Source organism: Jiangella sp. DSM 45060 (assembly GCF_900105175.1).
Classification (GTDB): domain Bacteria; phylum Actinomycetota; class Actinomycetes; order Jiangellales; family Jiangellaceae; genus Jiangella.
Genome location: NZ_LT629771.1, coordinates 2,958,975 through 2,981,923, shown reverse-complemented (window position 1 = coordinate 2,981,923; position 22,949 = coordinate 2,958,975). Strand labels below are relative to the sequence as shown.

General features: G+C 74.0%; 25 protein-coding genes. 10 read left to right on the top strand and 15 right to left on the bottom strand.

Features of this window, described 5'->3' with window-relative positions; translation table 11 throughout:
- Positions 1-284: 284 nt before the first annotated feature.
- Entirely contained in the window at positions 285-2,705 is a 2,421-nt protein-coding gene (locus BLU82_RS13455) for a PQQ-binding-like beta-propeller repeat protein (RefSeq protein ID WP_157740898.1), read from the bottom strand.
- Positions 2,702-3,388 (bottom strand): FadR/GntR family transcriptional regulator, encoded by a 687-nt coding sequence (locus tag BLU82_RS13450; protein ID WP_157740896.1) that lies wholly within the window; start codon positions 3,386-3,388, stop codon positions 2,702-2,704. The genes BLU82_RS13455 and BLU82_RS13450 overlap by 4 nt, the downstream gene beginning before the upstream one ends.
- 200 nt (positions 3,389-3,588) lie before the next feature.
- On the opposite strand from BLU82_RS13450, the gene BLU82_RS13445 reads away from it, so the two are divergent.
- Together BLU82_RS13445 and BLU82_RS13440 are read left to right on the top strand one after the other, a co-directional pair.
- Entirely contained in the window at positions 3,589-4,764 is a 1,176-nt protein-coding gene (locus BLU82_RS13445) for a mandelate racemase/muconate lactonizing enzyme family protein (protein ID WP_092621012.1), read from the top strand.
- On the top strand, positions 4,761-6,428 hold the full coding sequence (locus BLU82_RS13440) for an amidohydrolase family protein (protein ID WP_172885598.1): 1,668 nt from the start codon (positions 4,761-4,763) through the stop codon (positions 6,426-6,428). The genes BLU82_RS13445 and BLU82_RS13440 overlap by 4 nt, the downstream gene beginning before the upstream one ends.
- Positions 6,429-6,434: 6 nt before the next feature.
- Here BLU82_RS13440 and BLU82_RS13435 read toward each other — a convergent pair whose 3' ends face one another.
- The 3 genes from BLU82_RS13435 to BLU82_RS13425 all read right to left on the bottom strand — a co-directional run bounded on the left by BLU82_RS13435 (position 6,435) and on the right by BLU82_RS13425 (position 10,040).
- Complete coding sequence (locus BLU82_RS13435; protein ID WP_092621006.1) at positions 6,435-7,886, bottom strand: MFS transporter; 1,452 nt, start codon at positions 7,884-7,886, stop codon at positions 6,435-6,437.
- Positions 7,887-7,994: 108 nt separating this feature from the next.
- Positions 7,995-8,969: a serine hydrolase gene (locus BLU82_RS13430; RefSeq protein ID WP_092621003.1), complete on the bottom strand. Its 975-nt coding sequence runs from the start codon at positions 8,967-8,969 to the stop codon at positions 7,995-7,997.
- A 60-nt stretch (positions 8,970-9,029) separates the two neighbouring features.
- Entirely contained in the window at positions 9,030-10,040 is a 1,011-nt protein-coding gene (locus BLU82_RS13425; protein ID WP_092621000.1) for a PIN domain-containing protein, read from the bottom strand.
- Between the two features lie 103 nt (positions 10,041-10,143).
- Here BLU82_RS13425 and BLU82_RS13420 point away from each other — a divergent pair, with 103 nt between their 5' ends.
- On the top strand, positions 10,144-10,422 hold the full coding sequence (locus BLU82_RS13420; RefSeq protein ID WP_092620997.1) for a hypothetical protein: 279 nt from the start codon (positions 10,144-10,146) through the stop codon (positions 10,420-10,422).
- Positions 10,423-10,426: 4 nt separating this feature from the next.
- Here BLU82_RS13420 and BLU82_RS13415 read toward each other — a convergent pair whose 3' ends face one another.
- Positions 10,427-11,377 carry a GlxA family transcriptional regulator gene (locus BLU82_RS13415; protein WP_172885597.1) on the bottom strand — a complete coding sequence of 317 codons (951 nt, stop codon included), beginning with the start codon at positions 11,375-11,377 and terminating at the stop codon, positions 10,427-10,429.
- Positions 11,378-11,483: 106 nt separating this feature from the next.
- On the opposite strand from BLU82_RS13415, the gene BLU82_RS13410 reads away from it, so the two are divergent.
- From BLU82_RS13410 to BLU82_RS13400, 3 genes are read left to right on the top strand one after another with little or no spacing between them, the layout of a single operon-like run.
- Positions 11,484-12,278, top strand: a complete 795-nt coding sequence (locus BLU82_RS13410) for an alpha/beta hydrolase (protein ID WP_092620991.1) — start codon at positions 11,484-11,486, stop codon at positions 12,276-12,278.
- Positions 12,275-13,060 carry an MBL fold metallo-hydrolase gene (locus BLU82_RS13405; RefSeq protein ID WP_092620988.1) on the top strand — a complete coding sequence of 262 codons (786 nt, stop codon included), beginning with the start codon at positions 12,275-12,277 and terminating at the stop codon, positions 13,058-13,060. The genes BLU82_RS13410 and BLU82_RS13405 overlap by 4 nt, the downstream gene beginning before the upstream one ends.
- A 57-nt stretch (positions 13,061-13,117) precedes the next feature.
- Positions 13,118-14,086, top strand: a complete 969-nt coding sequence (locus tag BLU82_RS13400; RefSeq protein WP_092620985.1) for an aldo/keto reductase — start codon at positions 13,118-13,120, stop codon at positions 14,084-14,086.
- 673 nt (positions 14,087-14,759) lie between these two features.
- Here the strand turns inward: BLU82_RS13400 and BLU82_RS13395 are convergent.
- The gene (locus BLU82_RS13395) at positions 14,760-15,620 is read right to left on the bottom strand and encodes a metalloregulator ArsR/SmtB family transcription factor (RefSeq protein ID WP_197682926.1); all 861 of its coding nucleotides are present in this window, start codon (positions 15,618-15,620) and stop codon (positions 14,760-14,762) included.
- A 76-nt stretch (positions 15,621-15,696) separates the two neighbouring features.
- Between BLU82_RS13395 and BLU82_RS13390 the strand changes: the two genes are divergently transcribed.
- Genes BLU82_RS13390 through BLU82_RS13380 form a run of 3 tightly spaced genes read left to right on the top strand, consistent with a single transcriptional unit; the run spans position 15,697 to position 17,973 of the window.
- Positions 15,697-16,956: an FAD-dependent oxidoreductase gene (locus BLU82_RS13390; protein WP_092620979.1), complete on the top strand. Its 1,260-nt coding sequence runs from the start codon at positions 15,697-15,699 to the stop codon at positions 16,954-16,956.
- 28 nt (positions 16,957-16,984) lie between these two features.
- Positions 16,985-17,314 carry a helix-turn-helix transcriptional regulator gene (locus BLU82_RS13385; protein ID WP_092620976.1) on the top strand — a complete coding sequence of 110 codons (330 nt, stop codon included), beginning with the start codon at positions 16,985-16,987 and terminating at the stop codon, positions 17,312-17,314.
- Positions 17,305-17,973, top strand: coding sequence for a cation diffusion facilitator family transporter (locus tag BLU82_RS13380; protein ID WP_092620973.1), 669 nt, complete (start codon positions 17,305-17,307; stop codon positions 17,971-17,973). Before BLU82_RS13385 ends, BLU82_RS13380 begins: the two co-directional genes overlap by 10 nt.
- Here the strand turns inward: BLU82_RS13380 and BLU82_RS13375 are convergent.
- Together BLU82_RS13375 and BLU82_RS13370 are read right to left on the bottom strand one after the other, a co-directional pair.
- Complete coding sequence (locus tag BLU82_RS13375; protein ID WP_092620970.1) at positions 17,970-18,776, bottom strand: NAD(P)H-binding protein; 807 nt, start codon at positions 18,774-18,776, stop codon at positions 17,970-17,972. The genes BLU82_RS13380 and BLU82_RS13375 overlap by 4 nt on opposite strands.
- 10 nt (positions 18,777-18,786) lie before the next feature.
- Positions 18,787-19,233, bottom strand: a complete 447-nt coding sequence (locus BLU82_RS13370) for an SgcJ/EcaC family oxidoreductase (protein ID WP_092620967.1) — start codon at positions 19,231-19,233, stop codon at positions 18,787-18,789.
- 109 nt (positions 19,234-19,342) lie between these two features.
- On the opposite strand from BLU82_RS13370, the gene BLU82_RS13365 reads away from it, so the two are divergent.
- Complete coding sequence (locus tag BLU82_RS13365; protein ID WP_157740894.1) at positions 19,343-20,119, top strand: adenylate cyclase; 777 nt, start codon at positions 19,343-19,345, stop codon at positions 20,117-20,119.
- On the opposite strand, the gene BLU82_RS13360 is transcribed toward BLU82_RS13365, so the two are convergent.
- The 6 genes from BLU82_RS13360 to BLU82_RS13335 all read right to left on the bottom strand — a co-directional run bounded on the left by BLU82_RS13360 (position 20,108) and on the right by BLU82_RS13335 (position 22,759).
- Complete coding sequence (locus BLU82_RS13360) at positions 20,108-20,617, bottom strand: DUF1269 domain-containing protein (protein WP_092620961.1); 510 nt, start codon at positions 20,615-20,617, stop codon at positions 20,108-20,110. The genes BLU82_RS13365 and BLU82_RS13360 overlap by 12 nt on opposite strands.
- Entirely contained in the window at positions 20,614-21,180 is a 567-nt protein-coding gene (locus tag BLU82_RS13355) for a membrane lipoprotein lipid attachment site-containing protein (protein ID WP_157740892.1), read from the bottom strand. Before BLU82_RS13355 ends, BLU82_RS13360 begins: the two co-directional genes overlap by 4 nt.
- 5 nt (positions 21,181-21,185) lie before the next feature.
- The gene (locus BLU82_RS13350; protein ID WP_092620955.1) at positions 21,186-21,497 is read right to left on the bottom strand and encodes an SHOCT domain-containing protein; all 312 of its coding nucleotides are present in this window, start codon (positions 21,495-21,497) and stop codon (positions 21,186-21,188) included.
- 13 nt (positions 21,498-21,510) lie between these two features.
- The gene (locus tag BLU82_RS13345; RefSeq protein WP_197682925.1) at positions 21,511-21,948 is read right to left on the bottom strand and encodes a DUF6325 family protein; all 438 of its coding nucleotides are present in this window, start codon (positions 21,946-21,948) and stop codon (positions 21,511-21,513) included.
- A gap of 87 nt (positions 21,949-22,035) precedes the next feature.
- Positions 22,036-22,539 (bottom strand): DUF6069 family protein, encoded by a 504-nt coding sequence (locus tag BLU82_RS13340; RefSeq protein WP_092620952.1) that lies wholly within the window; start codon positions 22,537-22,539, stop codon positions 22,036-22,038.
- Positions 22,540-22,558: 19 nt separating this feature from the next.
- Positions 22,559-22,759 (bottom strand): hypothetical protein, encoded by a 201-nt coding sequence (locus tag BLU82_RS13335; RefSeq protein WP_069111851.1) that lies wholly within the window; start codon positions 22,757-22,759, stop codon positions 22,559-22,561.
- Between the last annotated feature and the right edge of the window lie 190 nt (positions 22,760-22,949).

The following is a 22,949-nucleotide window of genomic DNA, read 5'->3' as shown; positions in this document are numbered from 1 at the left end:
GGTGGGCGTGCTTGGGGAGACGCCGGCGTGCGGCTTCGGCGGCTACTGGATCGGCGTGCCGGCTGTTGATGGTGGCGTGCCACGGTGGACCTGGTGACGGCAGCATGGGCCGGGGCGTGCCCGGTCCGTCCCCGTCCCCCTGATCGGTGCCCGTTCTCAGGCCGGGAGTGCGCGGGTCAAGCGGTCACCCGTCGCGCGAAGCGCCAACAGGGTCCGCTCGAGGCGCGTGCGCACGGCTAAGAATGGGCGCCAGGGGGGCGGTCAACTTGTGACCCCAGGCGAACTCAGGCGAACTCGACCTCGTGCACGACCCCATCAGCGGTCCCCGCCAGCAACCCCGCCCCGCTCACGACCAACGTCTCGACGGCGGCGCCGAGGTCGGGCAGCAGCTCGCGGCGCGAGCCCGACGAGGCGTCCACCGCCACCAGCGCGCCGGCAGCGGTCCCCGCGACGAACCCGCCGCCGAGCGCCGCGTCGACAGCGACCAGGGGAGGCCGAGACGCCACGGGGCCGAGGTCGAGGCTCCAGAGCGGCCGGCCCGAGGCGGCTTCGAAGGCGTCGAGCCGGCCGGACCGGGTCACGCAGCCGAGCACCGGACCGGCCAGCGCGGCCTCACCGGGGAAGTACGTCCAGAGTGGCGCGCCGTGCCGCCAGCGGACCCCGCCGGCATCGTCGAGGAGATCGATGCCGTGGATGCCGCCGACGCGCAGCCAGCCGGGCACGGAGTCCAGCCGCAGCGGCATCGTGTAGGCGGCGGTCCAGTCGTCCTTGGTCAGCACCTCGCCGGTGTGGGCGTCGCGCGCCGTGAACTGGCCGTGGTCGTCATACGCGGCGAGCCACCGGCCCGACGGCGTGCGCGCGACGGCCGGCAGGTTCGGGTGCGGGCCCTGCGCGGCGTCGTGCCACAGCGCCGTCCCGTCGAGCCGGTACACGCCCACGTCGGCGGTGTGCACTCCTGTCCGCGAGGCCACCAGCAGCAGCGACGCGTCGTCGAGCAGCAGCGCGTGGCTCGGGCGGCCGCCCACCGCCACCACGCCGGCCGGCGACCAGCCCGACGGCTCCAGCCGCCAGCACCGCACCGCCGTGTCCTCCAGGCAGGCGACGACGACCTCGCCCGACGGCGTCCGCCCGGCCGCGGCTACCCGCCCGGGCAACGGCAGTTCCGTGCCGTCGGGGAGGACGGCGCGGCTGTCGCGCGGACCGTCCAGCAGCACCACCGGACCCGCCTCGGAGTCGACGGGGAGCGCGGACGCCCGCCGCCCGGCCGGCCGTACCGCACCCGCGGCCGATCCATCGGCGAGAACACGGTGCAGCGCACCGGAGGACGACACCAGCACCGCAGCGCCGGACGTGCCCGGGAACGCCCCGGCCACGTCATCGACGCCCAGCGCCGCCGACGCGCCGGACTCCGGCGACCACCACGCCGCGGACCCGGACGGCTCGCGCATCAGCACGCCGTCGCCCAGCGCCACGAGCGAGCGCCGCTCGGCGTGGAAGGACAAGCCGGCACCGAGCTCGTCCTCACCAGTGATCACGGGATGACCGGTGAACGACGCTTCAACGGTGAGAGAGGGCAGACGCACGGCCAGCGTCGGCTCGGCGCCGGTGAGGGTCCGCGAGACCGCCGGCGACACGACCGCCACCGACCCCGTGACGCCCCAGAAGTAGTGACCGGGCAGCGCTGCGACCCGCTCGCCGGTCACCGCGTCGTCGACCACGGTGGTCCACGTGGTGCCGTCGTGGTGGCCGGTGACCAGCCACGGGTCGGCGCCGGGCCACTCGACGACGGACGAGACCTGCGGCCGCAGCTCCTGCGCGTCGTGCGGCCAGTCCTTCTCGACGAACCGCCCCCAGGCCCGCGTCAGCTCGCCGTCGCGCACCCGCGTCACCGAGTAGTACTCCTCGACCTGGCAGCTCACCAGCACGACGATCCGCCCGCCGGGCGCCGCCGCCGTCGTCAGCAGGCCGTAGGGACGGGCGCACGGGTAGTCGCCGGGGTCGGGCCGGTACGCGACCTCCGTCAGCGTCGAGCCGTCGGACAACGACAGCACCAGCTGCAGCAGCCGCCCGTCCTCGCGCCCGAGCACCAGCCGTTCCGTGCTGACGTCCGCGTCGCCGGTCCCGTAGCCGGAACCGGTGCGGGTCGACAGCAGCAGCTGCGGCTCGCCCGTGCCGAGCACGTCCGCCACAACCAGCACCGGCCCGAACCCCGCGTCGTAGTGGCCGGCGAACTCGCGCACCCACACCGTCCGGACGTCGCCGCCGGGCAGCAGCTCGCGGCAGGTGACGGCGGTCGCGTAGGTCGGCGCGGTGAACCAGAGCAGACGGCCGCCGACGAGCGCCAGCTTGGACGACCCCGCGCCGGACAGGTTCGTCCCATCAGGCGCCTCACCACGCCAGGTCACGTCGCCGGTGTGCAGCGACAGCCGGCGCAACAGCCGCTCGCCGGACAGCACCAGCGCGGTGTCGTCGCGCACGTGCAGCACCCGTGTCACCGCCGACATGCCGTCGGTCCACAGCAGCGTGCCGTCCCACCGCCACGCCTGCAGCGTCGCGCCGGTCAGCACGAGCACGCACGGCGCGCCGCCGGGCCCGGCGAACTCGGCGACCTGGCGGACGTCGGCGCCGGTCGCCCAGCGCCGGGCCACCCGGGCCACCCGGGCCACCCGGCCGGCCCCAGCCACCCCGGCCGGCGGGGTGGTCATGGGCGCGCGGCCGAGGACCAGTAGCGGCGCGCCCGCTGGACGATCTCGACGGCGCTGCGCTGGGCCGCGTCGCCGTCGTGGGCGGCGATCGCCTCGATCAGGGCGACGTGCTGGTGGTTGGTCTCGTCGTGCCCGACGCCCTTCTCGCGGGTGATCTGGGCGCCGCGCCGCCGCTCCTCGGCCAGCGTGTCGGCCAGCACGCCGAGCATGCTGTCGACCAGCCGGTTGCCGCACGACCGCGAGATCAGCTCGTGCAGCCGCAGGTCGGCGGGCACGCGCGCCTCGAGGTCGTCGCCGGCCTCCAGCACCCGGGCCAGCGCCGACTTCATCTGCGCGATGTCGTCGTCGGTGGCCTGCTCGGCGGCCAGCCGCGCGGCGTGCCCCTCGAGCAGGGCGCGGAAGTCCATCAGCTCGTCGATGGCGCCCGGGTCGGTGTCGACGAGGAAGCGGATGTAGTTGCCCATGGCGTCGGGGCGCAGGCTGCCGACGACGGCCCGCTTGCCCTGCCGCGTGGAGATGATGCCCTCGTTGTTCAGCGTGCGCAGCGCGTCGCGGACCACGCGCTGGCTGACCTCGAATCGCTCGCCGTACTCGGCCTCGGACGGCAGTTCGTCGCCGGGTTGCAGCCCGCCCTTGGAGATGTCCGCGCGGATCCGTTCGGCCACCTGGACACCCAGGGGCACGCGTCGTCCGTGGTCGGACAGCCGCCGGGTGAGGCGGTCGTCGTCGGGCGTCGTGGTCGCGGGCTCGTCCGTCTCTGTGCCTGATCGCGCCACCGTCGCGTCACATCCTTTCAGCCGTTACCGGGGTTGGCCGGGGCAGCAGCATAGTTCAGCACTTGCTAAGTAAACACCTAAGTCCTAGGTTCTAGGAAGGAGGTGCCATGAAGATAGATCGAATTCGATCGTGGCCGGTGGATTTCGGCTTCTACAACGCCGTGTACGTCCAGGTGGAGACCGACGACGGCGCGGTCGGGGAGGCCGAGGTCGCCATGCGGCGGCGGACACGGTCGATCGTGGCGCTCATCGAGGAGCTCGGGGACGAGTTGCGCGGCCAGGATCCGACCCGTATCGAGCAGCTCGGCGAGCGCATGTACCGCGACGCGTTCCTCGGCGGCACGCTGCTCACCATCGGCATCAGCGCCATCGACATGGCGCTGTGGGACCTGAACGCGCGGGCGCTCGGCGTGCCCGTGCACCGGCTGCTCGGCGGCGCGTTCCGTGACGAGGTGCGCGTCTACACGCACGCCCGCGCCGGCGAGTCGCCCGAGGCGCTGGCCGAGACGGTCCGCGCGCGGGTCGCCGCCGGGTTCACCGCGATCAAGACGACGCTGCCCGGGTTCTACGAGAAGGTCACCAGCGTCCGGCACGAACGGGTCCAGTTGGTCCCGCCGCGCCAGACGGAGACCGAGCTGCTTCCGCCGTGGATCTTCGGTCACATCGCCGAGTACTTCGCCGCCGCCCGCGAGGCAGCCGGGCCGGAGGTCCACCTCATGGTCGACTGCCACGGCCGACTCAACGTGCCGAACGCGATCAGGCTGGCCGAGGCGCTGGCGCCGTACGACCTCACCTTCATCGAGGAGCCGGTGCCGTACGAGCGCCCGGACTGGCTGCGCGAGGTGTCCAGCCGGGTCAGCACGCCGATCGCGGCCGGCGAGCGCTGGGGCAACCACCTGGCCAGCGCGCCGTTCATCGAGCAGCACGCGGTCGCCGTCGCGCAGCCCGACGTCGGCATCTGCGGCGGCCTGACGCCGGCGAAGAAGATCGCCACCCTCGCCGAGGCGCACGGAATCTCGGTCGCGTTCCACAACCCGTTCGGGCCGCTGCAGAGCGCCGCCACCTGGCAACTCTCCGCGACCCTGCCGAACTTCCTGCTCAGCGAGTCGATGATCACGCCGGAGCAGGCGCCGTACTGGGAGCGCTACGTGGAGAATCCGCCGCAGGTGACCGACGGCGTCTGGCGGGTCGACGACGTGCCCGGGCTGGGGCCGCGGCTGCGGATCGACGAGCTGGAGCGCTCCGAGCCCCGGTTCGTGCTGGACCTCGGGGGCACCCGGTGAACGCCCCGTTCGACGTGCTGATCGAGCACGGCACCGTCGTCGACGGCACCGGCAACCCGCCCTTCTCGGCCGCCGTCGGGATCAGGGACGGACGGGTGACGCTGCTGCGCGGCGCCACGGCGGACGTGCCGGCGCTGGAGCGGATCGACGCGACCGGGCTGATCGTCGCTCCCGGCTTCATCGACCTGCACAGCCACTCCGACCTCGTCCTGCTCGGCGACCCGGACCTGGAGATGAAGGTCCGCCAGGGCGTCACCACCGAGGTCATCGGCGTCGACGGCCTGTCGTACGCACCGTTCGACCGGCCGGCCGACCTGCACGGGTTCGCCGAGCAGAACGCCGGCATCGCCGGGCTGCCCGCGGAGCCGCTGGGCTGGCGCTCGATCGCGGACCAGCTGGACGCGTACGACCGCCGGCTCGCGGTGAACGTGGCGACGCTGGTCGGCAACACGGCGCTGCGGGTCAACGCGCTCGGCTGGGAGCCCGGCGTCGCGGACGGCGCGGCGCTGGACCGCATGCGCGGCCAGGTCCGCGACGCCATGTACGACGGCGCGTTCGGCCTGTCCACCGGCCTGGACTACCCGCCGGGGGCGCACGCGACGACGGACGAGCTGATCGCGCTGGCCGCCGAGGCGGCCGAGCTGGGCGGGATGTACCACACGCACGTCCGCTACGGCCTCGGCGACACCTACCTCGACCCGTTCCGCGAGGCCGTCGACATCGCCCGCCGATCCGGTGCGCCGCTGCAGGTCACGCACTTCTCCCGGTCCGCCCGGGCGACCTACACCGGCGGCGCGCAGCGGATGCTGGACCTGCTGCAGGACGAGCGCGACGCCGGCCTCGACGTCACGTTCGACACCTACACCTACGAGTGGGGCGGCACGCGGCTGAGCCGGCTGCTGCCCCTATGGGCGCAGGAGGGCGGGCCGGACCGGCTGCGCGAGCGGCTGGCCGGCGGCGCGACGCGCGACCGCATCGCCGCCGAGGTCGAGTCCAGCGGCGCCGCCCGGCAGTACGTCGCCAGCGCGCCGTTCTCGGACCTGCGGCTGGGATACCTCACCAGCCCTGAGCACGACCGCTTCGAGGGCTGGTACCTGTCCGAGGTGGTCAGCACGCTGGGCGTGTCGCTCGGCCGGGCCGTCTGCGACCTCGTCGCCGCGAACCCCGGAGCGACGTTCACCCGGCCCAGCCCGCACGCGATGACGCTGTGGAAGTTCGTCTGCCACCCGCTGGGCATGATCGCCAGCGACTCCGTCTTCATCGGGCTGGCGCCGAGCCCGCGGGCGTACGGCTGTTTCACCCGCGTGCTGGCCGACTTCGTCCGTGAGGAGCAGCTGCTGTCGCTGCCCGAGGCGGTGCGCAAGATGTCGTCGTTCCCGGCGCAGCGGCTCGGGCTGTCCGACCGCGGCGTGCTGCGCGACGGCGCTGTGGCCGACGTCGTCGTGTTCTCGCTGGAGAACAGCCTGGCGCCGGCCGACTTCGAGCGGCCGCGGCAGCTGGCAGAAGGCGTCACCGACGTATTCGTCTCCGGCGCCGCGGTGCTGCGCGACGGCGCGATGACCGGCGCCCGGCCGGGGCGGGCGCTGCGCGGTCCCGCGTACGGACGGGCGTCGTCGGCCCCGCTGGTGCCCGCCGCGGCGGAGGAGGCGCTGGCGGACGACTGAGAGCGGTCAGCGGGGGAGCGGCGCCGGCGCCGGGCGGCGGTGCCGGACCCCGTGGACGGTGGCGATGGTGGCGGTCAGCGCGGCGGCGATGCTGGCGATGACGAACGAGACGACGTAGCCGTCGACCTTCGGGATGGACGTGCCCGCGATCAGCGAGCCGGTCAGGATGGCCGCCGTCGCCGCGCTGGCCACGCTGCCGCCGGCCGTGCGGACCAGCGAGTTGATGCCGCTGGCGATGCCGCTCTGGTGCATCGGGACGTGCTCGACGGCGAGGGTGCCCAGCGCCGCGTACGCGATGCCGAAGCCGATGCCCTGGATGCCGCTGAAGATCATGACGTCGAGCGGGGTGTCGTGGTTGACCGCCAGCCACACGTAGCTGAGCGCCGCGAACGTCGCGCCGACGGCCAGCGTGAACGCCGGGCCGAGCCGGGCCTCGAACCGTCCGGCCAGCACCGAGAAGACCAGCATGGTGACGGTGCTCGGCAGCATGTACAGCCCCACGTCGAGCACCGAGCCGCTCAGGCCGTACCCGGCGACGTCGGACGGCGTCTGGATGAGGTTCGACACCAGCGTGAACGCCGCGAACATGGCGAAGCCGAGCAGCACCGACGCGAGGTTCGCCGACAGCGACTTCGGCCCCGTCAGCAGCCGCAGGTGCACCAGTGGCTCGCGCACCCGCCGCTCGACCAGCACCCATGCCGCACACAGCACGACGGCGGCGGCGAACAGGCCGAGCGTGCGGTCGTCCGTCCAGCCCCACGAGTTGCCCTGGCTGATCCCCAGCAGCAGCCCGACCAGCCAGCCGGCCAGCAGCAGCGCGCCGGCGACGTCGGGCCGGCCGCCGCGCCGCTCGCCCGCCTCGACCGTGAACCGCACCACCAGCAGCATGGCCAGCCCGGCCATGCCGGCGGAGATCCAGAACACCGGGTGGTGGCTGGTCGTCCGGTCGGCGATGACGCCGGTGACCAGCATGCCCGCGCTGCCGCCGACGCCCATGGTGGCGCTGACGATGCCGATGGCGGACATCACCCGCTCGCGCGGGAAGGTGTCGCGGATGATGCCGATGGCCAGCGGGATGACCGCCGCGGCCGCGCCCTGCAGCGCGCGGCCGGCGATCAGCACGCCGAGGGAGTCGGACAGCGCGCACACCACCGAGCCGGCCACCAGCAGGCCCATGGTGACGGTGATCATCCGCTTCTTGCCGTACATGTCGCCGAACCGCGACAGCAGCGGCGTCGCGACCGCTCCTGCCAGCAGCGTCGCCGTGAACACCCACGAGACCGCGGTGACGGACGTGTCGAACGTCTGCTGCAGCCGGGGGAGCAGCGGCAGCACGAGCGTCTGCTGGAGCGACACCACCAGACCGGCCGCGCCGAGCGCCAGCAGCGTGAGCCCCGGGGTCGCGGTACGGCGGGCCGCGGGGCGCTCTGCGGCGAGGGTGGCGACAGCGTCGGTCATGCGGGCTCCTGCCGTACCGGGCGCGGGTGGGTGTGGGCACGGCGGCGGCGACGTGCTCCGTCAGACTACCTGATTGGTTGCCTGCTGCAACCATATATTCCGTGGGGGTCAGGGCGACGCGAGCAGCCGGAACCCGACGCCGTCGACGGAGGCCGCGGTGGCGGAGAGGACGGCGACGCCGGTGTCGGCGGCGCGGTCGAGGCCGATCCACGACCGGAACCCGCCGGACCCGCCGTTGTGCCAGGTGACCTCCCGGCCGCGCAGCGTGGTGGTGACCCAGCCGGCGCCGATACGGGTGCCGCCGGCGAACGCCGCGACCGGCTCCAGCGCGGCCACGCCGGGCGCCGTCCCGTCCAGCAGCGCCTCGATCAGCCCGGCGAGGTCGGTGATCGACGCGCGGACGCCGCCGGCCGGTCCGAGCGCCGCGTTGGCCCACGGCTCGCGTGGGGCGCCCCTGCGGCTGCGTCCGGCCAGGGCCGACGGCCGCAGCCGCGTCGCGTCGGATGGCGCGTAGAGGCTGGTCAGCTCCAGCGGCCCGGCCAGCCGCCGCTCGAGCAGGGCCGCGTACGTCGTGCCCGCTGCGGCGGCGAGGCCGTGCCCGAGCAGCTCGAAGCCGAGGTTGGAATAGCGCGGCCGGGCCGGCTCGCGGCGGACGCGGACGCCGCGGGCCTGCTCGAACAGCTCGTCCAGCGTCTCGGTGTACGGATTCGTGCCGTGCCGCCACAACCGCAGCGTGCGCCGCCACGGCTGCGCGGCCGGCGGCAGCCGTGGCAGCCCGGCGCGGTGCGTGCTGAGCGCGTCCAGCCGGGCCCGGGCGACGGGCGCGCCGCCGAGCGGGAGCAGCTCGCCGAGCGTGGTCCCCGGCCGGACCTCGCCGCGGCCGACGGCGTCGGCGTAGAGCAGGCCGGTCAGCGCCTTCGATACCGAGGCGAGCTCGAAGTCGGAGCTCAGGTCAGCGCCGTTGGCGGCCGTGCGGACGGCGGACGGGGTGACGACGGCGGCCGCCGCGACCGGGTGGCGCGAGCCGAGCTCGTCGGCCAGTCGCAGTCCGAGCCGGGCGTCGCCGTCCACGCGCGAGGTCATGCCGTCAACTTAGGTTGACGGCCTCTCGGTTGTCAACCAAGGATGACAGGCCGCTACTCCCTAGGGCACGGTGATCAGGTAGTCGTCGGCGCCGGCGTCCCAGCGCAGTTCGATGGTGCCGGTGGTGGCGGCGGCCCGGACGAACTGGAGGAAGCTGCGGAACCCGAGCGCCTGCTCGCTGAAGCCGGGCCGGGCCCGGCGCAGCTGGTCCTTCAGGCCGGACAGGGCGGCCCGGCCGTGCTTCGCCGTGAGGTCCAGGACGACGGAACGCAGCAGGTCGAACGCCTCCTGCTGGCCGTCCAGCGCCGGCAGCAGCACCTCCGGGTCGCCCTTGGTCGGACCGTCGGCCAGCTCGACGACGTGCCGTTCGGCGAGGTGGCGCAGCAGCTCGCCGAAGGCGCGGAAACCGTGGTCGGCCTCGTTGAACGTGGGGTCCTTGCGCAGCAGCGTGCGCTTCAGCGTCGACGCCGTCACCTGGCCGCCGGTGCGCTGCAGCCCCGCCACGCTCTGCGCGACGACGCCGGCGAGGTCGTCGAGGTCGCGGTCCTTGGCGGCGGGCGACTCGTCCTCCGACGGCGTCGCCGCTGGCGCCGGTTCGACCCCCTCGAGATCGTCGTAGTAGAGGAACTCGTCGCACGCGGGCGGCAGCAGCCCCGACGTCGAGCCCCGGATGCCGACACCGATGACCCGCTTGTTCAGCTCGCGCAGCTTGTACACCAGCGGCGTGAAGTCGCTGTCGCCGGTGCCCACGACGAACGTCGACACGTAGTCGCGGACGAACGCCAGCTCGATCGCGTCGACGGACAGCTTGATGTCGGCGGCGTTCTTGCGGGAGGCGCCCATGCGCTGCGGCATCTCGATCAGCTCGACGTGCGAGCGGGTCAGCATGCGGCGGTCCTCGTCGAAGTAGGACCAGTCGGCGTACGCCCGCCGCACGACCACCCGGCCGCGCTCGGCCAGCGCGTCGGCGATGGGCCGCACGTCGAAGGCCAGTCCGCCGAGGTCCTCGCGGGCGCCGATGGCGAGGTTCTCGTAGTCAAGGAAAAGGGCGATGCGATCTTCGTCGTCCACACCGGCAGGCTACGCCCGCACGGGCCGCGGAGAAGCAGATCTGAAGACGTTGTGAACGCGTTGCTCCGTAGCGTCGGCCGCGACAGCGGACACAGGAGGAACGATGCTCAGGAAGATCACCACCAGCCTGCTCGCGGCGGCCGCGCTGGGCGCGGCAGCTCTGGCGGGCGGCGGACCCGCCGTCGCCACCACGCGCGCCGAGCCGTCGCCGTCGCCGGGACCCGTCACCGCGATGGCGTGGCGCCACTCCGGCTTCCAGGCGAATGAGTTCGCGTGCTCCATCTCGCTGGCTCTGACGCGAGCGGCCGGCACGTACACCATGCCGGGCACCGGGCCGTGCTACCACTCGGCGCAGGGCTACTACTTCTACTACTGGAAGTGACACGCTAGCGAACCGGCGCCGCGCCGCGGAACGTCTCGCGGTACGAGCGCGGCGTGGTGCCGGTGTAGGAGTGGAAGTGCCGTCGCATCGCCTCCGTCGACCCGAACCCGGCGGCGTGCGCGACCTGCGTCACCGTCAGCCGCGAGTCCTCCAGCAGGGCGCGGGCCCGCTCGACCCGGCGCCGGGCGATCCAGGCGGCCAGGCTGTCGCCGGTCTCGTCGCGGAACCGCCGCTCGAGCGTGCGCGGGCTCATGTGCGCTTGCGACGCGACGCCGGCGAGGGTCAGCGGCTCGGTGAGGTGCGCGTCCAGCCAGTCGAGGACCGGCGCGAGCGGCCCGGACGGGCGGGGACCGGGCCGGGCGTACTGGGCCTGCCCGCCGCTGCGGTGCGGCGGGCTGACGAGCACGCGGGAGACGTCGTTCGCGTAGGACTGGCCGTGGTCCTGGCTCAGGACATACAGGCACAGGTCGGCCGACGCGAGCATGCCGCCCGACGACAGGACCTGCCCGTCGTCGACGTACAGGGCGTGCTCGACGAGGTCGGCCTCCGGGAACGCCGCGCGGAACTCGTCGGCCAGCGCCCAGTGCGTCGTGACGCGGCGCCCGCCCAGCACGCCGGCCTGGCCGAGCACGAAGGCGCCGGCGCACAGCGACACCAGGCGCGCGCCGTCGTCGGCGGCCCGTGCGACGGCCTCGAGGACGACGGGATCCTGCGGCGCCCAGGGCGCCTCCAGCCCGGGGACGACGACGGTGTCGGCGCCGATGATCCAGTCGACCGGCTTGAGGTCGCCGATGGTGAAGCCGAGGGACGTCGGGGTGGGCGCGAGGCCGCAGACGCCGATCTCGTACGGGGGCTCGGGCTCGTCGCGCAGCTTCGAGAACACCGACGGCCGCAGCCCGAACGCCTGGACGGCGACGGCGAGGTCGAGGACGAACGTCCCGCCGAGCACGATCATGGCGACGCGGTGCCGACCCAACGTCCACCCCCCCGTGGCCCGAATCGTGGGAACTCTGACGCTCAGCGTAGTGCCTGGCCAGCGCGTTGCCCACGATGATCGGCAGATGGAACCGGACACCATCGTGCTCGTGCACGGCTTCTGGGTGACGCCCCGGAGCTGGGAACACTGGATCACGCACTACGAAGCGAAGGGCTACCGGGTCGTCGCGCCCGGCTACCCGGGCTTCGAGGTCGAGGTCGAGGCCCTGCGCGAGAACCCGCAGATCATCGTCGACGTCACCGTCCCCGCGATCATCGAGAAGATCGAGGGGACCCTCCGCGAGCTGGACCGCCCGCCGATCATCATCGGCCACTCCGCGGGCGGCGCGTTCACCCAGATCCTGCTCGACCACGGCTTCGGGGCGGCCGGCGTCGCGCTGAACTCCGCGCCGACCGAGGGCGTCCGCGTCGTCCCGTTCTCGCAGGTCAAGTCGACTTTCCCGGTGCTGAGGAGCCCGGCGAACCGGCACAAGGCCGTCGGGCTGACGGCGGAGCAGTGGCGGTACGCGTTCACGAACACCTTCACCGAGGAGGAGTCGAACGCGCTGTACGAGCGGTACCACATCCCGGCCAACGGCGGGATCCTGTGGGGGAGCGTGCTGGCCAACTTCCAGCCCGGCCCGCAGGAGACCTGGGTCGACTACAAGAACGACGCCCGCGCGCCGCTGCTGTTCGTCTCCGGCGGCGAGGACCACATCATGCCGCCCGCGATCCAGCAGTCGAACCAGAAGCACTACAAGTCCGACACCGTCACCGAGATCCGCGAGTACGAGGGCTACGCGCACCTGCTGCCCGCCCAGAAGGGCTGGGAGCAGATCGCCGACGACGTCCTGGCCTGGGCGGTGGAGCACGCGCGGTGATCGTCACCCATGTCGGCGGCCCCACCGTCCTCGTCGAGGTGGACGGCTGGCGGCTGCTCACCGACCCGACCTTCGATCCGGCCGGGGGCCGGTACGCCTTCGGCCGGCGCTCGTCGACGGCGAAGCTGACCGGTCCCGCGGTGGCGGCCTCGGACGTGGGGCCCGTCGACGCCGTCCTGCTGACGCACGACCACCACGCCGACAACCTCGACCGAGCCGGGCGGGCGCTGCTGCCGTCGGCGGGGACCGTGGTGACGACGGTGTCCGGGGCGCGCCGGCTGGGCGGCTCCGCGCGCGGCCTCGCGCCCGGTGCGTCGACGGTGCTGGCGGGCCAGGGCGCGCGGCCCGACCTGTCCGTCACGGCGACGCCGGCCCGGCACGGCCCGCCGCTGTCGCGTCCGGTCGTCGGCGACGTGGTGGGCTTCGCGGTGCGGGTCGGCTCCGCGTCGTCCGTCGCGCTGTGGGTGACGGGCGACACCGTCCTGTACGGCCCGCTGCGCGCGGCGGCGTCCGCCCTCGACGTCGACGTCGCCCTGGTCCACGTCGGCGGCGTCCGGTTCGGTGTCACCGGCCCGCTGCGCTACACCATGACCGGCGACGACGCGGTCTCATTGATCGGGACGCTGCGGCCGCGGGTGGCGGTCCCAGTCCACTACGAGGGCTGGTCCCATTTCGCCGACGGCCCGGCCGGCCTCGAGGCGGCCCTCGCGGCCGCGCCTCCCGACGTCCGCCGCCGGGTCCGCCGGGTCGAGCTCGGCGCCCCGACCTCACTGGACGCCTGACAGCCCCGCGGTGAGAGAGGATGGTCCCGGCGCCGTCGTCAACACTGGGAGCGGACCATGGAGTACACCCGGCTGGGCGGTTCAGGGCTGCGGGTGAGCCGCATCGGGCTCGGCTGCATGAGCTTCGGCGACCCGGCGCGCGGTTACGGCGACTGGGCCCTCGACGACGACGCGGCCGAGCCGATCTTCCGGCAGGCCGTCGAGCTGGGCATCACGTTCTGGGACACCGCGAACGTGTACGGCTTCGGGTCGTCCGAGGAGATCGTCGGCCGGGCCGTGCGGCGCTACACCCGCCGCGAGGACGTCGTGCTGGCCACGAAGGTGTTCTTCCCCATGCACGACGGCCCGGGCGGGTCGGGGCTGTCGCGCAAGGCGATCATGGAGCAGATCGACGCGTCGCTCCGGCGGCTCGACACCGACTATGTCGACCTCTACCAGATCCATCGACTCGACCCCGACACACCGGCTGACGAGACCGTGGAGGCCCTGCACGACGTCGTCAAGGCGGGCAAGGCGCGCTACCTCGGAGCGTCGTCGATGTGGGCGTGGCAGTTCGCGAAGCTGCAGTACACCGCCGACCTCGGCGGCTGGACCCGGTTCGTGTCCATGCAGAACCAGTACAACCTCATGCAGCGCGAGGACGAGCGCGAGCTGTTCGACCTGCTCGCCGACCAGGACGTCGGCAGCATCCCGTGGAGCCCGCTGGCCCGGGGCCGGTTGGCCCGGCCGTGGAGCGAGCGCACCGTCCGCGGCGACACCGACGAGCTGCTGCGCGAGCGCTACACCGCCGACCAGCCGATCGCCGACGCCGTCCAGCGGGTCGCCGAGGCGCGCGGCGTGCCGATGGCGCAGGTGGCGCTGGCGTGGGTGCTGCGCAACCCGGTCGTCAGCGCGCCCATCGTCGGGTCGACGAAACCGCACCACCTGCCCGACGCCGTGGCGGCGCTCGGGCTCGAGCTCACCTCCGACGAGGTGGCCGCGCTGGAGGCCCCCTACACGCCCCGTCTGCCGACCGGCTTCGTCTGACGGCGACGGTTCACGCCTGGTTCACGCGGCCCGCCCGTAGGGTGGGTGCCCTCCCGGCCGGGAGGGGCCCGAACCCCCGGGGCAAGCGGCCGGTCGCTCGACAAGAGTCGCAGCGCGTCAGCGGCCGGGTCGCCGGTGCGGGCATCGCGGCCGGTCGTCATCGGCCGGGTGCGCGGCGCGGGCATCGCGGCCGGTCGTGATCGGCCGGGTGCGCGGCGCGGGCATCGCGGCCGGTCGTCATCGTGGGGGCGGCGGTTCACGCCTGGTTCACGCGGCCCGCCCGTAGGGTGGGTGCCCTCCCGGCCGGGAGGGGCCCGAACCCCCCCGGCAAGCCGCGGGCGCATCATCGGGAGTCATGGCCGGCGCGGGCGTGGGCGCCGGGTGTCATCAGGCGCTTGGCCGGCGCGGGCATCGCTGCCGTGCGCTCGCCGCCCGGCGTTACGCCGCCTCCGTCGACGTCGGGTGCCATCGTGGGGGCGGCCGGCGCGGGCATTGCGGCCGGTCGTCGTGATGCGGGCGGTGTGGTTCACGCCTGGTTAACCCGGCCCGCCCGTAGGGTGGGTGCCCTCCCGGCCGGGAGGGGCCCGAACCCCTCGGCAAGCCGCCGGTCGCTCGACAAGAGCGAGTCGCAGCGCGGCGGGACGCCGAAGCCGGCGCGGCCGAGGTCCCGCACTCAGCGGGCGACGTTCGCGGCGAGCAGCACCTCGCCGGCCGTGGAGCTGACTGACGCCCGGCGTTCGAGGAGTACGGTGTCGTGCCAGACGCCGTCGCGGCGGGCGATGCGTTCGCGGACCCCGACGGTGCGGTAGCCGGCCTGGTGGTGCAGCGACAGGCTGGCGCGGTTCTCGGTGAACACCGACGTCTGCAGCGTCCACAGCCCGTCCGCGTCGGCCGCCGTGACCTGGCGGCGCAGCAGCGCCTTCCCGACGCCGCGGCCGCGGTGCTCCGACGCCACGTAGACGGAGGTCTCGCCGACGCCGCGGTAGCAGTCGCGGCCTGAGGCAGGGGTGACGGCGGTCCAGCCGGCGACGGCGCCGTCGATCTCGGCGACCCAGCGGTGCCCGGGTAGCCACTTCGCCGCCAGCCGGGCGCTCGCCGGCACCGTGGTCTCGAAGGTGGCGATGCCGGTGTCGATGCCCTCGCGGTAGATGCGCCGCACGTCCGGCCAGTCGGCGTCGGTCAGCGCGCGGACGGTGACGCCGGGCACGTCGTCGGGGCAGCAGGGGCGGACGGCGCCGGCGACGCCCATGACGACGTCGGCCATGTGCGGCAGGCCGGTGCAGCACGCCTCGTTGACGGTGACGCGCGTGCTGGTGCCCACCTTCGACACGTGCACGAACCGGGCCGACGCGAGCTTGCGGACGTGGTGCGAACAGGTCGACTGGCTGATGCCCAGCCGCTCGGCCAGATCGCCGACGGCCAGCCCGCCGTTCGACGTGGCGACGGCGTGCAGCAGCCGGACCCGGGTGGGGTCGGCGAGGGCCGCGAAGCACTCGGCGTAGTCGCCGGCGGCGTCGGCCGGGAGGGTCGTCATGCGCGGCATTCTATCGACAAATATCGATGAAAGGTGCATCATTCCATCGACGGTCTTCGATGAAGGTGAGCGAGTGATGACGGATCCGGTGGTGGTGGCCGGCGGCGGCCCGGTGGGCCTGGCGGCCGCGGCGGAGCTGGCCGAGCGCGGCCTCGACGTCGTCGTGTACGAGCGGGGCGCGACGGCGGGTGCGGCGGTCGCCGAGTGGGGGCACGTGCGGCTGTTCTCGGCGTGGCGGGAGCTGGTGGCGCCGGCCGCCCGGCGGCTGCTGCAACGCACCGGCTGGACCGAGCCACCCGCCGACGCCTACCCGACCGGTGCCGAGTGGGCCCGCGACTATCTGGTCCCGCTGGCGCGGGCGCTCGGCGAGCGCGTCCACACCGGCGCCGAGGTCGTCGGCGCCGCCCGCCGAGGCCGCGACCGCGTGGTCGACGACGGCCGCGACGGCGAGCCGCTCGCCGTCCACGTCCGGCACTCCGGCGGGCGCGAGGAGCGGGTGCGCGCCCGCGGCCTCGTCGACGCCACCGGCACCTGGGGCCGGCCCGGGCCGCTGGGCGGCGACGGGCTGCTCGCGCTGGGCGAGCCCGCGGCCGCGGCGGCGGGCCGCATCGGCTACCGCATCCCGTCCGCCGCGCCGGCCGGGCACGTCGTCGTCGCCGGGAGCGGACATTCTGCCCTGACCGCCCTCGTAGCCCTGACCAGCCGGAACGGTGACGCATCGGTGACGTGGATCCTGCGCCGCGGTGGCATCGGTGACACCTTCGGCGGGGGAGACGCCGATGAGCTGCCGGCCCGCGGACGGCTCGGCAAGCGGGCCCGCGCGGCGGTCGAGGCGGGCGCCGTCCGGGTGGTGACGGGGTTCCGCACGGCCGCGGTCGAGACCGGCCCGGACGGCCGCCTGACGCTGGTCGCCGAGGACGGCCGCACCGTCGGCGCCGTCGACCACGTCGTCGCGCTGACCGGGCTCCGGCCGGACCTCGACTGGCTGTCGGAGCTGCGGCTGGAGCTCGACCCCGCGCTGCAGGCGCCGGTCCGGCTGGCGCCGCTGATCGACCCGAACGTGCACTCGTGCGGCACGGTGCCGCCGCACGGCGTCGGCGAACTGGCCCACCCGGAGCCCGGCGTCTACCTGGCCGGCATGAAGAGCTACGGCCGCGCACCGACGTTCCTCGCGCTCACCGGCTACGAGCAGGTCCGCAGCATCGCCGCCGCGTTCGCCGGCGACCGCGCCGCGGCCGAGAACGTCGAGCTGGTGCTGCCCGAGACCGGCGTCTGCGGCGGATCGGACGGCTGCTGCGGCCCCGAGCTCATCCAGCTCACGACGCGGGTTCCCTGAGTACAGCGATTGCTGTACTGTCCGTCGCATGACGGTGACGGCGGAACACACCGACGCGCTGGCGCGGCTCGGGTACGCGCTGTCCGACGGCACGAGGGCACGGATCCTGCTGGCGCTGCGCGAGGCGCCGGCGTTCCCGTCCGACCTGGCGGCCGGGCTGGGCGTGTCCAAGCAGGTGATGTCCAACCAGCTCAGCTGCCTGCGCGGCTGCGGCCTGGTGTTCGGCGAGCCCGAGGGACGGCGCACGCGGTACCGGCTGGCCGACGCGCACCTGGGGCGGGCGCTGGGCGAGCTGCTGGAGCTGGTCCTCGTCGTCGACCCCACCTGCTGCGGTCCGGAGGGGTGCACATGCGGGTGAACACCCGGCGCGACGTGCTGCGCCGGCGGGTGCGGCTGATCGTCGCGACGACCATCGGCTACAACGTGGTCGAGGCGGTCATCGCGATCTCGGCCGGCACGGCGGCGTCCTCGGCCGCGCTGATCGGGTTCGGCCTCGACTCCGTCGTCGAGGTGGTGTCGGCCGCCGCCATCGCCTGGCAGTTCGCCGGCCGCGACCACGAGGCGCGCGAGCGGACGGCGCTGCGCGTCGTCGCGTTCTCGTTCTTCGCGCTGGCGGCGTACGTGACGTTCGAGGCGGTCCAGGCGCTGGCCGGCGCAGAGGAGCCGGAGCACAGCGCCGTCGGCATCGTCCTCGCGGCGGTGAGCCTGGCGGTCATGCCGGCGCTGTCGTTCGCCGAGCGGCGCACCGGGCGCGAGCTGGGCTCGGCCGCCGTCGTCGCCGACTCCAAGCAGACGCTGATCTGCAGCTACCTGTCGGCGGTGCTGCTGGCCGGGCTGGTGCTGAACTCCGCGCTCGGCTGGTGGTGGGCCGACCCGCTGGCCGCGCTGGTCATCGCCGGGTTCGCGGTCCGTGAAGGGCTCGAGGCGTGGCGCGGCGACGCCTGCGCGACGTCGGCCGGAGCGCTGCTGCGCGACCCCGAGACCGACGGCTGCGGCCCGGACTGCGACTGCTGCTAAAGCACCTTGGCGGGCGGCCGGCCCGTGAGCGTGGCGACGTCGCCGGTGACGGCGGCCCAGCGGCCCAGGCGGATCGACTCCAGCATCGTCGCGTAGGCGTGCGCCCACCACGACGTCTCGCCGCCCTCCAGCAGCGCGGCGACGTACTCGCCCGGCGTGACGTCGGCGTAGCGGGCGCCGGGCGCGTACGCCGCGACGACGTCGGCGACGTGCAGCGCGGCCGGACCGGTGAGGTCGTGGTGCGTGTTCGACGGCGGGCGCACCGCCAGCGCGGCCAGCGCCCGCCCGACGTCGGCGCGTGCGACCAACGACACCCGGGCGTCGCCGGCCGGGAGTCGAACCTCGTCGCCGTGCCGGGCGCCGCGGACCAGCGCGGCGAAGAACTCGGCGAACACCGAGGCGCGGGCCAGCGAGTAGCCGCAGCCGGCGGCCGCCAGCAGCTCCTCGGTGTGCCCGTTGGTGACGGCGTAGCAGAACGGCGACCCGGCGTCGGCGTCGAGCCCGCTCAGCGCGACGACGTGCCCGACCTCGGCGCCGGCCGCCGCCCGCACGACGTTCGCGTGATGGAGCATGACGGTGGCCGCGTGGCCGTCGCTGGACACGAACACCAGCGTGTCGGCGCCGGTCAGCGCGGTGCGCAACGACGCGGGGTCCGCATAGTCCGCGGCGGCGACGGTGACCCCCGGCGGCGGGTCGTACCCGGCGGGCCGGCGCACCAGCGCCACCACGTCGTGGTCCGGCGCCAGCAACGCCGCCACCTGGCCACCCAGCCGCCCGCTCGCCCCCGTCACCGCGATTCGCACGCGGGCGAGCCTACGCGGCTCCGAACACCGGCCGCCCGGGCGCGACGTCCTCGTCGTCGGGGACGCCGATGTTCTGGCACGCGGTGAGCAGCCAGCGGCCGTCCTCCTTGGCCATGACCCACAGCGGCGACCCGACGTCCAGCCCGTCGGGTGTCGTGTAGACCTGGCGCAGCTTCACGGCCGCGACGTCGGGGCGGATGAACAGCACGTGCTCCAGCTCGAACCGCACCGACATGCCGGTCATGCCGCCGGGCAGCACCTGCCGGGTGAACGCGGCGATCTCGTCCAGCCCGTAGAGCCGCTTCCCGCCGCCGGTGGTCCAGATGGCGTCGGCGCGGAACAGCGCCAGGAACTCGTCGGGCAACTCGTTGTTCTGCGCGTGCTCGACGACGTCGATGACGCGGCGGATGGCGTCCAGCTCGGCCTCGGCGGCCACGGCCTCGATCTCTGTGGTCATGCCGCCAGCCTGCTACCTCAACCAGGCTTGAGGTCAAGACGACATCACCCGGATCGGGTGGGGCACGGCCGGGCCGGGCGGCGCGACGATCCACCAGGGGGTGGTCCGGATGACCGAGGTGGCGCTGCCGATCATGTCCAGCAAGCGGCTGGGGGAGCTGCTCGCGCTGTTCAAGGAGGCCGATTCCGTCGAGCTGAAACTGAGTGTGCCGGACGTGGACCAGCGCTCCGCGGTCGCGGCGCTGGGCATGGACCCGCTGGACGCGCAGATCCGGCAGGTCGTGTTCTTCGACACACCGGATCTCGCGCTGGACCGCGCCGGCGTCGTGGTCCGGGCCCGGCGGGTGCAGCGCCGGCCGGGCGACGCGGTGGTGAAGCTTCGCCCGGTGGAGCCGAAACGGCTCTCGCCGTCGCTGCGGCGGTCGCCTGACTTCGGGGTGGAGGTCGACGCGATGCCGGGTGGCTCGTTCGTGGCGTCCGGGCGGCTCAAGGCGCCGGTCGACAACGCGCACGTCCGGGACGTCCTGGCCGGGTGGCGGCCGATCCGCAAGCTGTTCACGAAGCAGCAGCGCGACCTGTTCGCCGCGCACGCGCCCGAAGGGCTGGAGCTGGACGAGTTGCGCGCGCTCGGGCCGATCCCGATCATGAAGCTCAAGTTCTCGCCCGGCGAGTACGGCCGCCGGCTGGTCGCCGAGCTGTGGTTCTACCCCGACGGCGGCCGCATCCTCGAACTGTCCACCAAGTGCCTGCCCGGCGAGGCGCTGAATGTCGCCGCTGAGTCGCGGGCCTTCCTCGGCGAACGTGGCATCGACGTCGGCGGCGTGCAGCAGACGAAGACCCGCACGGCGCTGACGTACTTCTCCGAGCAGCTCTCGTCAGGAGGATGAGTCCTCCTCCGGAGCGGCGATGACGGCGGCCGCGGCCTCGGCGCTGACGGCGTGCCGCGCGATGTTGCGGTAGCCCTCCAGCCCGGCCTGCAGCCGCTCGATCATCCGGTCCTCGGCGACGGCGATGATGGCGGACGTGCCGGGCTCGAGGCTGTCGCCGATGGAGCGCAGGTCGTTGTCCTGGAAGCCCTTGTCGCGCACCTTGCCCCAGATGCCGCCGCCGGCCGCGCCGACCGCCGCCGACACCAGCAGCCCGGGCGGGAAGATCAGGCCGACGAGACCGCCGGCGACGGCGCCGCGCTTGGCCCACGTCCTGCCGCTGGGGTCGGTGGTCTCCTGGAACGTCACCTTGCCGTCGGCGCGGCGCACCACGACGGCGGCGTCGATGAGGTCGATCGAGCCCTCGCGGGCCATGGCGCGGAAGTCCTTCAGGGCCTGGCCGGCCTCGTCCTCGGTGCCGAAGGCGGCCACGAAGACCTCGACGTTGCTGTCGCTCATGATGAGGTTCCTCCCGTATGGGTCTGCTGGCAGGACTGCGCGTCGTCGAAGGCCTGCCGGAGCGTGTCGTCCGCCGCCGACACGTAGCCGGCGACGGTGTCGCCGAGCGTGCCGAGCGCCTGCCCGGTCTGGGTGAGCGCTGCCTGCGCGTCGGACAGGGCGCTGGTGATGTCCTGGCCGGTGGTCGCGCCGGACAGGCTCTGGACCGCCTGGCCGGTGGCGTCCAGCCCGGCGCGCACGTCGCCGGCCTCGTCGCCGAGCTCCTGCTGGGCGCTCTCCACGGCCTGATCGGCGCCCTCCGGCGTGTCGGCGATGGCCTCGGCGAGGTTCTCGGCACTGGCCTGCACGGCGTCGACGCGCTCGGTGATCTCGCTGCTGAGCTGGTCCAGCGCCTCCGGCGACAGCGAGTCGACGTTCAGGCCGTCGGTGACGCCGCGGAGGTCGCTGGACAGCTCGTTCCACGCCGAGCAGACGCCGTCGGCCCACTGCGTCTCCGCCGAGTCCTCGCTACTACAGCCGGCCAGCAGCGCGACCGCCACCAGCCCGAGGATCGGCCGCCGCATCGGGCTCACCCGCCCAGCAACCGGGCCTTGGCCGCGGCGAACTCCTCGTCACTGAGCACGCCCTGCGCCTTGAGGTCGGCGAGCCGGGAGAGCTGGTCGGCCAGCGAGTCCTCGGCGGGCGCGGCCGGCGCGGCGGGCGCCGGTGCGGGCGGCGGCTGGGCAGCATAGGCGGCCCGAGCCTGCTGCTCGTACTGCGCCTGCTGCTCGTAGTCCTGTTGCTGCCAGCGTTCGGCCTGGCGGCGCGACACGCGGTTCGACACCGCGGTCGCCGTGCCCGCCACGACCGCGGTCCGGGCCATTCCGCGCAGCAGTCCCATCGCGTCCGCCCCCTCAGCCGATGTCGAGCCCGCGCAGCGCGCGGTCGGCGGTCTCGGCGGGGACGCGGGCCTGGTCGGCGACCTCGCCGCCGGCCGCGCGGACCGCGTTCACGAACGGAATCGCCCAGGTGTTCTCGACGACGAGGACGGCGACGGAGTTGCCCGGCGGCAGACCCTCCGCGACCTCCGCCACGTCCTCGGCGTCCAGCAGTCCGCCGCCGAGCTGACCGTCCAGGTCAGCGAAGGCGGGTTGGAGGTCCGGACCGAGCCCGGCCAGCTCGATCGAGCCGACGGTTCCGTCGGCGTCGCGATACACGAACATCAGGTCGACGATCCGCACCAGTCCCTCGACGACGAGGTCGCGCATCGCCGGCACGATCTCGCCCTTGAACTGGTTGCCCGGGAATCGCAGCATCAGGATGTCGACCGGCCCCACGTCCACGGTGTCCATGCGGCCCAGCCTTCGCCGCCGCGGCGCCGTCCGCCTCACCCGTGGCGGGTGAGGCGACGCGCGCGCGATCACCTGACCGACCGGAGATCAGGGCGCGGCCGGCCAGGTCCCGTCAGCCGGCGGTGGTCCCGGACGGCGACGCGGCGCGGGGCGGCTCGCGCTGCGCGCCACCGACGAGACCAGCGTGCCGATCGCGATGCCGAGCACCAGGTTCAGCCCGGCGGTCGCGACCTCGGCGTCGAGGTCGGCGCCGGACGTGAACGGCGCCACCACGCCGATCACCGTCGCGAGACCCACCACCCACGCGAAGAACCGCAGCGGCTGTGGCGTCGTCAGCAGCAGCACATGCACCAGCGCGGTCGCGACCAGCGCGGCCAGCGCCGCGCCGCCGGCGTACCAGCCGGTGCTCGCGTCGCCCCAGGTGCCCTCGCCCTCCGGCGCCAGGATCGGGATGTCGAACACGCCGCGGATCAGGACGATCCCGACGACCGCGATGAGCGCGCCGATGACGGCGGTGGCGACGCCACCCGCCCAAAGACGTCTGGCGTCGACGACAGGTGGTCCGGACCGGCTGGTCGGATCGCTGGTCATACGGCATGCCTCCTCGGGCTCAGTCGGGCAGCTTGCGCATCTCCACGACCGTCAGCCCCAGGGCGTCCAGCCGGGCGAGAACGCCCCGCAGCGCGGCCCGGTCGCGGACGGGACCGTAGATCGACGTGCCGCCGGCCGGGCCGTCGGCGACGTCGAACTCGGGGAACGCCGCCCGGACGGTGTCGGAGACGCGGCCGGTGACGAGGAACTCGTAGCGCATGTGGATGCGCCCCCAGGCTATGGAGCGGGACACACCCCACCATCGCCCGGACGAGGGCCGGTACGGCTCACCCGCACGGGGTGAGTGGTGCGGGCCGCGGCGAAACCGAACCGAGGTGACCGGCCCGAACGGGGGTCGAGATCGACAATTCGCCGCTACTGTGATGATCGTGGTCGTAGCTGCCCCTCAC